Source organism: Azorhizobium oxalatiphilum (genome assembly GCF_014635325.1).
GTDB lineage: Bacteria > Pseudomonadota > Alphaproteobacteria > Rhizobiales > Xanthobacteraceae > Azorhizobium > Azorhizobium oxalatiphilum.
Map to the genome: position 1 here is coordinate 145,079 of NZ_BMCT01000006.1, position 13,854 is coordinate 158,932.

A 13,854-nucleotide genomic window follows, 5' to 3' on the forward strand; every position below is an offset into this window, starting at 1 on the left:
GGCCGGCCCGGGCCGGCGGATACTTCCCCTTACGTCATATCGGCGTGGTGATATCTCCGGTCCGGAGGGCGTTTGCTCGGCTCCTTTGCGCCGTTAACCTCCCGCCGAAAGACCGGATCCTTGCGGAACCTTTGCTGGAAGGGCGCGTTATTTCAGCAAAGGTGACAGAGAGCAAGGAAACACCATGTCGACTATTCTGATCATCATCTTGGTTCTGCTGCTCGTGGGCGCCCTTCCCACATGGGGCTATAGCGGCAACTGGGGTTATGGGCCCGGCGGCATCGTGGGCGTGCTGCTCATCATCGTCATTGTTCTGGCCTTGACCGGACGCCTGTAGACCCAGGTCCAGACCGGTCGCGCCGGACAGGCTCCGACGCCGGGCAACAATGGAAATCGTCCAAAACCCGGGGTGGCGACACCCCGGGTTTTTCGTTGGCATGGTCTCTTCCCCGCCCACGCGCCCAGCAGACACGCGCATTTGAGCGTGAAGTTGCGCTGCGGGCAGTGGCGCAAATCGCACATGCCGTTAGGTTTGCTCACCTTCAGCCGCCCCCGGTGAAGTCTCAGGGTGCGCATCGCCCCTTGCGCCCCGGGGCAGGCTGGCCGAAAAGAGCATTATGACCGTACGTCACCCGTCCAACGCCCTCCGCCCCCGCCGCGCCGCCCCGAGCACCGAGACTGCCGCCGGCCCCGTGGATGGCGCGCGCCCGCGCCCGGCGGGACGGAAGGGGCACTGAGATGGACATGGTGACGGACGGCGCCGAGGGTCCGGAGCGGGATCCGGGGCAGGATCCGGGAGCCGTGGCGGACGAAGCCGCGCTGGCCCGTGCCGCACTGGCACGGGTGCTGGCCGCCGAGGAGTTCGTCTCCTCCCCGCGTCTCGCCGATTTCCTGCGTTTCGTGGTCGAGGCCAAGCTGGCCGGCCGCGCCGACGAGATCAAGGGCTACACCATCGCCGTGGAGGCGCTGGGGCGTCCGACCTCCTTCGATCCGCAGAGCGATCCCATCGTCCGCGTGGAGGCGACCCGCCTGCGCCGCGCGCTGGAGCGCTATTATTCCACCGTCGGCCCGGAAGAGACGCTGGAAATCGTCATTCCGAAGGGCAGCTATGTGCCCCAGTTCCGCCCGCGCGGCGATGCCGTGGAGCCGGCCCCGGAGCCCGAGCTGCTGCCCGCCGCTTTGCCGGTGATGCTCCCGCCTGCCCCGCCTGCGCCCCGCCGGCTGGTCGCGCGTGGCGCGGTCGTGGCGCTGCTCCTGCTGCTGGGCGCGGGGCTTGGCTGGACCAGCCTGCGCTACGGGGTGGATACCGCCGATACGCTCGGCCGGGCGCTCGGCCTTGCCCATGAAGGCCCCCGCGACCTTGCCGACCGGCTCGGCATGCCGGTGCTGGACGTGCGCCCGTTCGAGACCGTCGGCAGCCGCGCCCCCACGCTGGCCGAGACCCACGCCATCGAGGCCCGCCTGCGCGATGCCTTTGCCCGCTTCGACTTCGTGGACGTGATGGAGCCCGGACAGGAAGCCTCCGTGCGCGAATGCCGCGATCCGCCGCCGCGCTCGGTCTTCGCTCTGTCCGGTCTCGCCGAGGGCCGCGATGACGGCTCCTTCTCGCTGCTGGTCCGCCTCGTGGACCGCTGCGAGGGCACCATCGTCTGGTCGTCCGCCTTCGAGAGCCTGCGGCGCGGAGCCGACATGCCCGCCACCGAGCAGCGGCTGGTGCGCGACATCTCGGTGGCGCTGATGCAGTCCTATGGCGTGCTGCCCACCCGCGCCCGCGCGCAGGCCCGCGCCGACGAGACCCCGTCCGGCTTCGGCTGCATCGCCCGCCTGCACGCGCTGAGCCGGGCGGTGGAGCCGCAGTCCGCCGCCAGCGCCGTGCAGGACTGTCTGGCGCAGGCCGCCGGCCAGCATTCGGGCTTCGTGCTCGCCCATGCGGTGCGCGCCCAGCTGATGCTGGACGAGATGCTGCGCAATCCGGAAAGCCCGCCCGACACCGACCGGGACCAGAAGATGCTGCGCGAAGCGGAACTGGCCGCCGACCTTCTGCCCACCAGCGCCTATGCCGCCCGCGTTCTGGCCAAGGTGGACTTTTCACGCGGCGAGCGGGAGGCGGCGATGGCCGCCGTGGAGCGCGTGCGCACGCTGAACCCGCTGGATTATGACGCCACGGCGGACATGGGCACGGTGCTGATCGGCCTCGGCCAGCCGGAGCAGGGCGAGGCGCTGCTCACCTATGCCCGCGCCCATGGCGCCCTGCGCACGCCCCTGCAGGAAGCCTATCTCGCCATATCCGCCTTCATGCGCGAGGACGCCCATGCGGCCGGATCCGTGGTGACGCCGCTCCAGCTGCACCCGACCCCGCAGACCCGCGTGGCGCTGGCGCTGGCGCTGCACACGCTGGGCCGGGCGGATGAGGAGCGCGAGGTGGTGCAGGCCCTGACCCGCGACACCCCCGGCGGGGCAGCGGGAGTGCGCCGCGTGGTGCATACGCTCCTGCCCTTCTCCAGCGTGGCCGAACCGGCGCTAGACGAACTGGAAAAGGCAGGCCTCACCCCCCGCGCCATGACCGGCATCCAGCAGCGCGGCTGAACGTTACTCCAGCTCCCGTCCGCCGCGGCACCGTTGCGCCGCCACGTTGAAGGCGAAGCTGTCCACGGGCGCAACGAAATCGAACGCGCCAAAGCTCCAGTGATGCAGCTGGCCGTCCTTCAGCACGCCGAAGTGGATGGGGATGTCCCACGGCCGCCACATGTCGATCCGGGCGTCGTTCAGCGCGTTGGTGAGCAGGATCTTGTCCGGCCGGATGATGAAGGGGCTGTCCGAGCAGACCAGCTTCTTGAACTTGCCGCTGGTGGAGGGAAACCAGCCGATGCGCGGGGCGACATAAGCATAGTCGTCACCGAACTGCGCCCGCGCCTTGTGGATGATGACGCCATAGGCGGCGGCCATGGCCGCCAGATAAAGCACCAGCAGCGCCAGCAGCACGCGCGCTTGCACCGGCCATTTGCGGGTGCGGGCGATGGTCGGAAGCGGAGGGGCACGGGCACCTGCGGGGGTAGGGACAGACGCGGCGATCAACGCCGGGGACCACAGGCGATGCCGGGCCCCGCGCCCGCCATCGCCTGTGGATCGCTTCAGAGAATGTAGCGGCTGAGATCGGCGTTTTTGGCCAGATCCGCCACGCGGTCGCGCACATAGGTGGCGTCGATCACGATGGTCTCGCCCGAGCGGTCGGGGGCGGTGAAGGACAGATCGTCCAGCACCCGCTCCATCACCGTCTGGAGACGACGGGCGCCGATGTTCTCGACGCTGGAATTCACCTCCACCGCCACGTCGGCAATGGCCTCCACCGCATCCGGGGTGATCTCCAGCGTCACGCCTTCCGTGCCCATGAGGGCGAGGGACTGCTTGACGAGGCTGGCCTCGGTTTCGGTGAGGATGCGCACGAAATCGGCGCGGGTCAGCGCCTCCAGCTCCACGCGGATCGGCAGGCGGCCCTGAAGCTCGGGGAGCAGGTCCGAGGGCTTCGACACATGGAAGGCGCCCGAGGCGATGAAGAGGATGTGGTCCGTCTTCACCGGGCCATGCTTGGTGGAGACGGTGGTGCCCTCGATCAGCGGCAGCAGGTCGCGCTGCACGCCCTCGCGGGACACGTCCGCGCCCGAGCGCCCCTCGCGGCCGGCGATCTTGTCGATCTCGTCCAGGAACACGATGCCGTTGTTCTCCACCGCATAGATCGCTTCCTGCGTGGTGGCGTCCTGGTCGATGAGCTTGTCGGCCTCCTCGGTCAGGAGGAGGGGATGGGCGTCCTTCACCAGCACCCGGCGGGCCTTGGTGCGGCCGCCGAAGGCCTTGCCCAGCATGTCGCCGATGGACACCGCGCCCATCTGGGCGCCGGGCATGCCGGGGATCTCGAACATGGGCATGCCCGGCGCACCGGCCTGCACCTCGATCTCCACTTCCTTGTCGTCCATCTCGCCCGAGCGCAGCTTCTTGCGGAAGGCGTCACGGGTGGCGGCGGAGGAGCCGGCGCCGACCAGCGCATCCAGCACCCGCTCCTCGGCGGCCAGATGCGCGCGCGCCTGCACGTCCTTGCGCTTCTGCTCGCGCACGAGGCCGATGCCCACCTCCACGAGATCGCGGACGATCTGCTCCACGTCGCGGCCCACGTAGCCCACTTCCGTGAACTTGGTGGCTTCCACCTTCAGGAAGGGCGCGCCCGCGAGGCGGGCGAGGCGGCGGGAAATCTCGGTCTTGCCGACGCCGGTGGGGCCGATCATGAGGATGTTCTTCGGCAGAACCTCCTCGCGCATCTGGCCTTCCAGCTGCTGCCGGCGCCAGCGGTTGCGCAGCGCGATGGCCACCGCCCTCTTGGCCTTGGACTGGCCGACGATGTGGCGGTCGAGTTCCGAGACGATCTCGCGGGGGGAAAAGTCGGTCATGGCTGCTGTTCTTCGGATCCGGGTCTGTCGGCGCCCGCGGCGCGGACCGCGCGGGCGCGAGAGGAGTGGCGGCAGGCAGGCGTCAGCCCACCGTCTCCACGATGATGTTGCGATTGGTATAGACGCAGATGTCGGCCGCGATCTCCAGCGAGCGCCGCACGATGGCCTCCGGATCCTCCTCGCGGTCGAGCAGGGCGCGGGCGGCGGCGAGCGCATACATGCCGCCCGAGCCGATGCCGGCGACCCCCGCCTCCGGCTCCAGCACGTCGCCGGTGCCGGTGAGCACGAGGGAGACCTGCGCGTCCGCCACGATCATCATGGCCTCCAGTCGGCGCAGATAGCGGTCGGTGCGCCAGTCCTTGGCCAGCTCCACGGCCGCGCGCTGCAACTGGCCGGGATATTGCTCAAGCTTGGCCTCAAGCCGCTCGAAGAGCGTGAAGGCATCGGCGGTGGCGCCGGCAAAGCCGCCGATCACATCGCCCTTGCCGAGCCGCCGCACCTTGCGGGCGTTTGATTTCAGGACGGTCTGACCAAGCGTGACCTGCCCGTCGCCGGCGATGGCGACGCGATTGCCCTTGCGCACGGTGACGATGGTTGTGCCGTAAATCGTATCGGGAGAATGCATATAAGGCTCCGCTGACGATGCCTTACTTAAGACCTTCCGCCGCTGGCGCAACGTCTGCCTTCCACCGGAGGTATGCGGCAGGGACGCCATCCCCGCACATGACAGCATCGCGCATGTCATATGTCCGCCATATGGCATTGCAGCACCGTACCTGCTAGAACGCGCCGCCTTGGAGCGCGATCCGATCGGCCGGTTTCCGGAAGATCGGTGAATCGTCCTCCGATGCTCCAGAGAAGAGCCGGGATCCATGCGTCAGGCCGAAATCGTCCGCGAGACCAAAGAAACGAAGGTGCGCCTTGCCGTCAATCTGGACGGAACGGGTCGCGTCGCCATTTCCACGGGCATCGGCTTCTTCGACCATATGCTCGACCTGCTCGCCCGCCACGCCCGCTTCGATCTCGAAGTGCAGGCGGAGGGCGACCTGCATGTGGACTTCCACCACACCACGGAAGACGTGGGCATCGTGCTCGGCCAGGCGGTGAAGCGCGCGCTCGGCGACATGCGCGGCATCACCCGCTATGCCGACCTGCACCTGCCCATGGACGAGACGCTGACCCGCGTGGCGCTGGACATCTCCGGCCGCCCGTTCCTCGTCTTCCGCACCGAGTTCAAGGTGGGCAAGATCGGCGAATTCGACACCGAGCTGGTGCGCGAGTTCTTCCAGGCGTTCGCCATCAATGCCGGCGTGACGCTGCATGTGGAGACGCTCTACGGCGACAACGCCCACCACATCGCCGAGAGCTGCTTCAAGGGCCTCGCCCGCGCGCTGCGCACGGCGGTGGCCATCGATCCGGCCATGGCCGGCGAGATCCCCTCCACCAAGGGCGCCCTCGGCGGCTGAGGAGGCCGGGGAGGAGGAGACGGCATGGCGAGCTGGACCGTTCTGGAAAAGCAGGCTTGGGGTGACACTCCGCTGCGCGCGGCGGAGCGCGTGGTGTTCGTGCGCGAGCGCTTCTCCTGGCTCGCCCTGCTCTTCGCCCCCCTCGTGCTGCTGCGCTACGGGCTGTGGCTGGTGTTCGCCGCCTATGTGGTGGTGGCCATCATCCTCGGCGTGGCCGAGCAGCGTTTCGGCCTAGATGACACCGTCACCGGCGCCGTCACCCTTGGTTTCCATGTGCTGATCGCGCTGGAACTGTCCGCGCTGCGCATCCGCAAGCTGCTGTGGCAGGGCTATGCGGAGGCCGGCACCGTGGTCGCCCGCGACATACTGGAAGCCGAGCACCGCTTCTTCGCGCAGTGGACGCCGACCGTCGTGTCGGCCGTCCCGCCGCCGCTTCCTCCGCCGCTGCCGCCCCAAGCGTCGGCCGTTTCCGGCGGCCGCCCATCCAAACAGCCCGGCCCGGTGATCGGCGGCCTGGCGGAGCCTTATCCCTCATGACCGTCGCCATCGTCGATTACGGCTCCGGAAACCTGCATTCCGCAGCCAAGGCCATCGAGCGCGCCGCCCTCGACACGGGGGCCGAGCGCGTGGTCGTCACCAGCGATCCCGACGTGGTGCGCGCCGCCGACCGCGTGGTGCTGCCCGGCGTCGGCGCCTTCGCCGACTGCCGTCGCGGCCTCGATGCCGTGCCCGGCATGGTGGACGCGCTGGAAGACACCGTGCACGGCAAGGGCCGCCCCTTCCTCGGCATCTGCGTCGGCCTCCAGCTGCTGGCCGAGCGCGGGCTGGAGCATGGCGTGACGTCCGGCCTCGGCTGGATCGGGGGCGAAGTGGACCGCATCACGCCGTCCGACCCGAGCCTCAAGATCCCGCACATGGGCTGGAACACGCTCAACCCCGCCCGTGAGCACGCCCTGCTCGACGGCATCCCCACGGGTGCCGGCGGCCTGCACGCCTATTTCGTGCATTCCTACGCCTTCAAGCTCGCCGATCCGGCGGACCTTGTCGCGACCACCGACTATGCCGGCACCATCACCGCCATCGTCGCGCGCGACAACGTGGCCGGCACCCAGTTCCACCCCGAGAAGAGCCAGCGGCTTGGCCTCGCGCTTCTCGCCAATTTCCTGAAGTGGCGCCCGTGATCCTCTTTCCCGCCATCGACCTGAAAGACGGCCTCGCCGTGCGCCTGGAACAGGGCGACATGGACCGGGCCACCGTGTTCAACCGCGACCCCGCCAGCCAGGCGGGCGAGTTCGAGGCGCTGGGCTTCCGCTATCTGCACCTCGTGGACCTCAACGGCGCCTTCGCCGGCCATCCGGTGAACGCGGCCGCCGTGGACCGCATCCTGGAGACCGTCTCCATCCCGGTGCAGCTGGGCGGCGGCATCCGCGACATGAAGACGGTGGACGGCTGGCTGGAGAAGGGCGTGACCCGCGTCATCCTCGGCACCGCCGCCGTGCGCGACCCCGAGTTCGTCAAGGCTGCCGCCAAGGCCCATCCCGGCCGCGTGGTGGTGGGTCTCGATGCCCGCGACGGCAACGTCGCCGTGCAGGGCTGGGCCGAGACCTCGGACCTGCCGGCGGTGGACATCGCCAAGCGCTTCGAGGATGCGGGCGTCGCCGCCATCATCTACACCGACATCGCCCGCGACGGCCTGCTGAAGGGCCTGAACATGGACGCCACCATCGCTCTGGCGGACGCGGTGTCGATCCCGGTGATCGCCTCCGGCGGCCTCGCCTCGCTGGCGGATGTGGAGGCCCTGCTTGAGCCGCGGGCGAAGAAGCTGGCCGGCGCCATCACCGGCCGCGCGCTCTATGACGGCCGCCTCGATCCCGGCGCGGCTCTGGCGCTCGTGGCCGGGCGGAGCTGACCCATGCTGAAGGTCCGCGTCATCCCCTGCCTCGACGTCAAGGACGGTCGCGTGGTGAAGGGCGTCCAGTTCGTCGATCTGCGCGATGCCGGCGATCCGGTGGAATCCGCCCGCGCCTATGACGCGGCCGGCGCCGACGAACTGACCTTCCTCGACATCACCGCCAGCCACGAGAACCGGGGCACCATCCTCGATGTGGTGCGCCGCACCGCCGAGCAGTGCTTCATGCCGCTCACCGTGGGCGGTGGCGTGCGCACCGTAGACGATGTCCGCGCCCTCCTTCAGGCGGGTGCCGACAAGGTGGCCATCAACACCGCCGCCGTGAACCGCCGCGCCTTCGTGGGCGAGGCGGCGGAGAAGTTCGGCGAGCAGTGCGTGGTGGTGGCCATCGACGCCAAGCAGGTGTCCGGCCCCGGCGAGACGCCGCGCTGGGAGATCTTCACCCATGGCGGGCGCAAGCCCACCGGCATCGACGTGGTGGAGTATGCCCGCGAGGTGGTGGATCTGGGCGCCGGCGAGCTGCTGCTGACCTCCATGGACCGCGACGGCACCGGCATCGGCTTCGATACCGCGCTCACCCGCGCCGTGGCGGATGCGGTGCATGTGCCGGTGATCGCCTCCGGCGGCGTCGGCACGCTGGACCACATGGTGGATGGCATCCGCGAGGGCGGCGCCACCGCCGTGCTGGCCGCCTCCATCTTCCACTTCGGCACCTTCACCGTGCGCCAGGCCAAGGAGCGCCTCGCGGAGGCGGGCCTGCCGGTGCGGCTGGACACCTGACACCTGCTTCGCAGGTCCGATCAAGGCAGCATGACATGAGCGAAGACCGCGTCACCCTTGCCGATCTGGAGCGCATCGTCGCCGCGCGCGCGCAGACCGATGCGGGCGCCTCCTACACCCGTTCCCTGCTCGACAAGGGCATCGCCAAGTGCGCCCAGAAAGTGGGCGAGGAAGGCGTCGAGATCGCCCTCGCGGCGGTCGGGGGGTCGACTATGGAAGTGGTGTCGGAGGCTGCCGATCTCCTTTACCATCTGGCCGTTCTCCTGCACGCCAAAGGCGTTCCGCTGGATGACGTCCATGCGGAGCTGGCACGCCGTACCAGCCAGTCCGGCCATCAAGAAAAAGCTTCGAGACCACGAAGCTGAGCCGACAGGGCGGGAGACCGTTCCGATCAAGGCGCAGCCGCGCCGTGATTGGTAGGACGTTCTCCCGGTAGGGGTCAGAGGCGGAACCAGCGATCAGACGGAAACGATCTGGCAGGGTCCGGCTCTGGAGCGGTCTCGGGAGGAGACAGTTTATATGGATCAACGGCTTGACCCTGGCCTTTCCCCCTATCGCCACTTCGGGCGACAGGCATGGGCACAGCTGCGCGAAGATACCCCCATGCCGTTGCGGCAGGAGGAGATCGCGCGTCTTCAGGGCCTGAACGACCTTCTGTCCCTGCGCGAGGTGGAGGAAATCTACCTGCCGCTCTCGCGCCTGCTGTCGCTCTATGTGGGGGCGACGCAGAAGCTGTTCCGCGCCATGAGCCACTTCCTCGACCACCACAGCAATGACGAGGGCAAGATGCCCTACATCATCGGCGTGGCGGGCTCGGTGGCGGTGGGCAAGTCCACCACCGCGCGCGTGCTGGAGGCGCTGCTGGCGCGCTGGCCGAACACGCCGAAGGTCAGCCTCGTCACCACCGACGGCTTCCTGCTGCCCAATGCGGTGCTGGAGCGCGAGGGGCTGATGGAGAAGAAGGGCTTTCCGGAAAGCTACGACCTCTCGCTGCTGCTGCGCTTCCTCACCGACATCAAGGCCGGCCGCCGGCCGGTGAAGGCGCCGCTCTATTCCCACTTCTTCTACGACGTGATGCCCGATCAGGTGGTGGAGGTGGACCGCCCGGACATCCTCATCGTCGAGGGACTGAACGTGCTTCAGACGGGGCGTCCGCCGCGCGACGGCAAGGCCATTCCGTTCGTGTCCGACTTCTTCGACTTCTCGGTCTATATCGACGCCGAGGAGGACGTGCTGGAGCACTGGTACGTGCAGCGCTTCATGCGGCTGCGGGAGACGGCGTTCAAGGATCCGCTGTCCTACTTCCACCGCTACTCCAAGCTCTCCGAAGAGGAAGCGCGGGAGACGGCGCTGTCCATCTGGCACCGGATCAACCTGCCGAACCTGCGCGAGAACATCCTGCCGACGCGCCAGCGCGCGGACCTCATCCTGCGCAAGTCCGGCGACCACGAGGTGGAAGAGGTGCAGCTGCGCAAGCTGTGAGGTGTCCTCCGGCCCGCGCGACACGCGCCCCGAAACAAAAAAGGCCCCGCAATGCGGGGCCTTTTTCGTATCCGGGTGGCACCGAAGCCGGGCGCAGGCGCCCGGCCGTGGCTCACGATTCGGCGGTGTCGGTCGCCGGTGCGCTGTCCGTATCCTCGTCCGCCGAGCGGACGCGGCGGCGGCGGCGGGTGGGGAAGCGCGGAGCGTCCTCGGCCTGCTCCTCGGTGGGAGCGGCGGGGGCCGCAGCGCGGCTCTTCGTGGCCGACGCGCCGGTGATGAAGGACGGCAGGCCCAGTTCCGGCTGCGCCTCCTCGACCACCTTGCGCGAGCGCGAGCGGGGAGCCGGGGTGGGCGCGGGCGCCGCGACCTCAGCCACTTCCTCGGTCACGCGCGGCTGGCGGGGCTCACGGGGTTCACGCGGCTCGCGGGCAGGGCGGGGCGCATAGCCCTCGCCTTCCTCGCGGGGGGCGCGATCCTCGCGCGGCTGGCGCTCTTCACGGGGAAGGCGCTCCTCACGCGGCGGACGCGGCGCGCGCACCGCATAGGGAACCTCGGCCTCCTCGCGCGGCGAACGCTCCTCGCGGGGCTGGCGGTCTTCACGGGGCTGGCGTTCCTCGCGGAGCTGACGCTCTTCGCGGGGCTGGCGGTCCTCACGCGGCTGACGATCCTCGCGCGGGGGGCGCGGAGAGCGGCCATAGCCCTCGCCGTCCTCACGCGAATAGCGGGGCTGGCGATCTTCACGGGGCTGACGATCCTCGCGCGGCTGGCGCGGCTGGTAGTTGCCCTCGCCATCCTCGCGGCGCGGTCCGCGGAACTCGCGCGGCTGGTAATTGCCCTCGCCGTCCTCGTCCCGGTTGCGGCGCTGCTGGTTGCCGCCCTGGCGGTTGTCGCGCTGCTGGCGATTGTCGCGGGGCTGGTAGCCCTGCTCGCGCGGCTGGTAGTTCGGCTGGGGCGCGTCGAAGCCGCCACCGTCCTCCATCTCGTCCTCGTCACCCTCGTCCTCGCGGCCGAAGCCGGGCTGGGTGCCGAACTGGCCCTGCAGGGCAGCGATGAGGCGCTGATAGTGCTCGGCATGCTGATAGTAGTTTTCAGCCGCCACATGATCTCCGGACGACTGGGCGTCGCGGGCAAGCTGCTGATACTTCTCGGCAATATGATGCGCGGTGCCACGCACCTTCACGTCCGGCCCATTGGATTCGTAAACCCGCGTCATCGGGTTCGAGCTGCGGCGGTTCGTGCGGCCGCGCATACGCTTCTGCTGACCATTTCTCATGAGGATCGTTCTCTACTCACTCGGCTGTGCCGCCGCCGTATGCGTCCGAACCGAAAGACCGGGGCCTGAGACGGCCACCGGTCCGGCCGGCGATCGAAGAAATCCGGTGCGACTGCGGGCCGCCGCAAAGCTGCGTGCCAGAAACCCGCGTGCCGCAAGCTGCCGGGCGTCCACGAGGCTATGGTCCTCGTCGGCCGTCACGGACATGCCGGACAAAAGAAAGTCTGGATCTGTATGACCATGAGCCTCGCTCCGCGCCTCTAGCGCGGCAAGCCACGTCAAACCTCGCTGTCATGGACATGCCCTGAACGCGAGAAGCTAGCGTCATGGGCCGTCCCGGGAAGGTGCTTCAGCCATGCGTTCATCCGCACCGCCGGCTATCCGCCTTCCACAGCGTCCGAGTTATCCTATCCAGATTTCGGAAGCTCGCACCGGCCGCTTGGGCCGTCGCATCGGTTCGACACCTGTTGGGACACTATCGAGTTCGCCCCCCGCTTCCAAGCGGTTTTTTGATTCTCGCCGCATTGCGGCAAAGAAAATCCGTCGTCGGCTCAAGGCCGACGCGCACTCAACGCCCGCGCGATACCGCCGAGATCGCAACGCGCCGGCCCCAGCGTTTCCAGTCCTTCGCCCCGCAGCAAGGTCGCCACGTCCGCTTCCTGCCCGATCCCCAGCTCCAGCACCAGATGGCCGCCGGATACCAGAAGCCGCCCCGCCTCGCGGATGATCTCGCGATACGAATCAAGGCCGTCGGGTCCGCCGTCCAGCGCCGCGAGGGGATCATTGTCGCGCACCTCGATGGCGAGGCCGACGATGTCGATGCTCGGGATATAGGGCGGGTTGGACACCACGAGGTCGAACCCGCCGGGCAGGGCGCCGGCCCAGTCGCCCACAACCACGCAGGCGCGCCCGGCAACCCCCGCGCGCGCCAGATTGTCGCGGGCGGTGCGGGCCGCGCCCTCCGCCCGGTCCACCCCGACGCCGAACGCGCCGGGCAGCTCCACCAGCAGCGCGGCGAGGATGGCGCCGGAGCCCGTGCCCAGATCCAGCACCCGGAGCGGCGCCTGCCGGTCGGCCACCAGCGCCAGCGCCGCCTCCACCACCGTCTCGGTGTCGGGGCGCGGCACCAGGGTGTCCTCGGAAAGGGCGAAGGAGAGGCTCCAGAATTCCTTCTCGCCCACAAGGCGCGCCACCGGCACGCCGCTCAGGCGCTGCGCCACCAGCGCCTCCGCATGGGCGGCGGGCACGGTCTCCACCGGATCATTGGCATTGGCCCGCAAGGCGGCGGCGCTCGCCCCCAGCGCATGGCCGAGCAGCAGGCCTGCATCGCGATCCGGCCCGTCGATCCCGGCCTGCGCGAGACGATCCGCCAGCATCCGCCGCAGGCCGCCGATGGTGAGGGGAGCCTGCGTGCTCATGAGCTTCAGCCCTGTTCGGCGGCGGCCATCAGGCTCGCCTGATGTTCGGTCAGCAGCGCATCGACGATCTCGTCCAGCGCCTGCCCCGCCATCACCTCCTCCAGCTTGTAGAGGGTGAGGTTGATGCGGTGGTCCGTCACCCGCCCCTGCGGGAAATTATAGGTGCGGATGCGCTCGGAGCGATCGCCGGAGCCCACCTGCCCCTTGCGGTCGGCGGCGCGGCTGGCGTCGGCGCGCAGGCGCTCCTCGTCCAGCATGCGCGAGCGCAGCAGCGCCATGGCGCGCGCCTTGTTGCGATGCTGCGAGCGCTCGTCCTGCACCGCCACCACCATGCCGGTGGGGATGTGGGTGATGCGCACCGCGCTCTCGGTCTTGTTCACGTGCTGGCCGCCCGCGCCCTGCGCCCGGTAGACGTCGATGCGCAGGTCGCTCTCATTGATGTCCACGTCCACCTCTTCCGCCTCGGGCAGCACCGCCACGGTGGCGGCGGAGGTGTGGATGCGGCCGGAGGCCTCGGTGTCCGGCACACGCTGCACGCGATGCACGCCGGATTCGAACTTCATGCGGGCATAGGCGCCCTTGCCATGGACTGCGGCCACCACTTCCTTGTAGCCGCCCATGGAGCCCTCGCTCTCGGACAGCAGCTCCACGCTCCAGCCCTTTTCGGCGGCGTAGCGGCCATACATGCGGAACAGGTCGCCCGCGAACAGCGAAGCCTCGTCGCCGCCGGTGCCGGCGCGCACTTCCAGGATGACGCCGCGCTCGTCCATGGCGTCCTTGGGCAGGAGGGCGATGCGCACCTCCTGCGCCAGCTGATCGGTCAGCTCCTCCAGCCGCGCGATCTCGCTTTCCGCCAGATCACGCATCTCCGGGTCCGCCATCAGCTCGCGGGCGTCGGCCAGATCCTTCTGCGCGGCGCGCAGCGCCTTCACCTGCTCGACGACGGGGGAGAGGTCGGAGAACTCGCGGCCGAGGCGCACATATTCATCGCCCTCCACGCCGGCCGACAGCAGGGCTTCCACCTCCGCATGGCGGGCCACCAGCTGGTCCAGCTTGGCGGTGGGCAGGTCGATGCTCATGCGGTTTC

15 protein-coding genes are annotated in these 13,854 nt (G+C 69.2%); 9 read left to right on the forward strand and 6 right to left on the reverse strand.

Annotated features, from left to right (window positions below; translation table 11 throughout):
- Window positions 1-184: 184 nt before the first annotated feature.
- Entirely contained in the window at window positions 185-337 is a 153-nt protein-coding gene (locus IEW24_RS19370) for a DUF3309 family protein (protein WP_188581705.1), read from the forward strand.
- A 401-nt stretch (window positions 338-738) separates the two neighbouring features.
- Window positions 739-2,586: a tetratricopeptide repeat protein gene (locus tag IEW24_RS19375; RefSeq protein ID WP_188581707.1), complete on the forward strand. Its 1,848-nt coding sequence runs from the start codon at window positions 739-741 to the stop codon at window positions 2,584-2,586.
- 3 nt (window positions 2,587-2,589) lie between these two features.
- Here the strand turns inward: IEW24_RS19375 and IEW24_RS19380 are convergent, their stop codons facing one another.
- The 3 genes from IEW24_RS19380 to hslV all read right to left on the reverse strand — a co-directional run bounded on the left by IEW24_RS19380 (window position 2,590) and on the right by hslV (window position 5,064).
- Complete coding sequence (locus tag IEW24_RS19380; RefSeq protein WP_188581709.1) at window positions 2,590-2,994, reverse strand: hypothetical protein; 405 nt, start codon at window positions 2,992-2,994, stop codon at window positions 2,590-2,592.
- 137 nt (window positions 2,995-3,131) lie between these two features.
- Window positions 3,132-4,439 (reverse strand): ATP-dependent protease ATPase subunit HslU, encoded by a 1,308-nt coding sequence (gene hslU / locus IEW24_RS19385; protein ID WP_188581711.1) that lies wholly within the window; start codon window positions 4,437-4,439, stop codon window positions 3,132-3,134.
- Window positions 4,440-4,521: 82 nt separating this feature from the next.
- The gene (hslV, locus tag IEW24_RS19390; RefSeq protein WP_188581713.1) at window positions 4,522-5,064 is read right to left on the reverse strand and encodes an ATP-dependent protease subunit HslV; all 543 of its coding nucleotides are present in this window, start codon (window positions 5,062-5,064) and stop codon (window positions 4,522-4,524) included.
- Window positions 5,065-5,311: 247 nt separating this feature from the next.
- Here hslV and hisB point away from each other — a divergent pair, with 247 nt between their 5' ends.
- The 7 genes from hisB (at window position 5,312) to coaA (ending at window position 10,076) form a co-directional block, all read left to right on the forward strand.
- Window positions 5,312-5,905, forward strand: coding sequence for an imidazoleglycerol-phosphate dehydratase HisB (hisB, locus tag IEW24_RS19395; RefSeq protein WP_188581715.1), 594 nt, complete (start codon window positions 5,312-5,314; stop codon window positions 5,903-5,905).
- A gap of 24 nt (window positions 5,906-5,929) precedes the next feature.
- Window positions 5,930-6,442, forward strand: coding sequence for a DUF2628 domain-containing protein (locus IEW24_RS19400; protein WP_188581717.1), 513 nt, complete (start codon window positions 5,930-5,932; stop codon window positions 6,440-6,442).
- Window positions 6,439-7,086 (forward strand): imidazole glycerol phosphate synthase subunit HisH, encoded by a 648-nt coding sequence (gene hisH, locus IEW24_RS19405; protein ID WP_188581718.1) that lies wholly within the window; start codon window positions 6,439-6,441, stop codon window positions 7,084-7,086. The genes IEW24_RS19400 and hisH overlap by 4 nt, the downstream gene beginning before the upstream one ends.
- Complete coding sequence (gene hisA, locus IEW24_RS19410; RefSeq protein ID WP_188581722.1) at window positions 7,074-7,814, forward strand: 1-(5-phosphoribosyl)-5-[(5-phosphoribosylamino)methylideneamino]imidazole-4-carboxamide isomerase; 741 nt, start codon at window positions 7,074-7,076, stop codon at window positions 7,812-7,814. Before hisH ends, hisA begins: the two co-directional genes overlap by 13 nt.
- Window positions 7,815-7,817: 3 nt before the next feature.
- Window positions 7,818-8,594 (forward strand): imidazole glycerol phosphate synthase subunit HisF, encoded by a 777-nt coding sequence (gene hisF, locus IEW24_RS19415; protein ID WP_188581724.1) that lies wholly within the window; start codon window positions 7,818-7,820, stop codon window positions 8,592-8,594.
- A 35-nt stretch (window positions 8,595-8,629) separates the two neighbouring features.
- Window positions 8,630-8,959 carry a phosphoribosyl-ATP diphosphatase gene (locus IEW24_RS19420; RefSeq protein ID WP_188581726.1) on the forward strand — a complete coding sequence of 110 codons (330 nt, stop codon included), beginning with the start codon at window positions 8,630-8,632 and terminating at the stop codon, window positions 8,957-8,959.
- A 154-nt stretch (window positions 8,960-9,113) separates the two neighbouring features.
- Complete coding sequence (gene coaA / locus IEW24_RS19425; protein WP_188581728.1) at window positions 9,114-10,076, forward strand: type I pantothenate kinase; 963 nt, start codon at window positions 9,114-9,116, stop codon at window positions 10,074-10,076.
- A 112-nt stretch (window positions 10,077-10,188) separates the two neighbouring features.
- Here the strand turns inward: coaA and IEW24_RS19430 are convergent, their stop codons facing one another.
- From IEW24_RS19430 to prfA, 3 genes are all read right to left on the reverse strand, one after another.
- Entirely contained in the window at window positions 10,189-11,325 is a 1,137-nt protein-coding gene (locus IEW24_RS19430; protein WP_188581729.1) for a DUF4167 domain-containing protein, read from the reverse strand.
- 575 nt (window positions 11,326-11,900) lie between these two features.
- Window positions 11,901-12,767 (reverse strand): peptide chain release factor N(5)-glutamine methyltransferase, encoded by an 867-nt coding sequence (prmC, locus tag IEW24_RS19435; RefSeq protein ID WP_188581731.1) that lies wholly within the window; start codon window positions 12,765-12,767, stop codon window positions 11,901-11,903.
- Between the two features lie 5 nt (window positions 12,768-12,772).
- Window positions 12,773-13,846 carry a peptide chain release factor 1 gene (gene prfA / locus IEW24_RS19440; RefSeq protein WP_188581733.1) on the reverse strand — a complete coding sequence of 358 codons (1,074 nt, stop codon included), beginning with the start codon at window positions 13,844-13,846 and terminating at the stop codon, window positions 12,773-12,775.
- Window positions 13,847-13,854 lie beyond the last annotated feature (8 nt).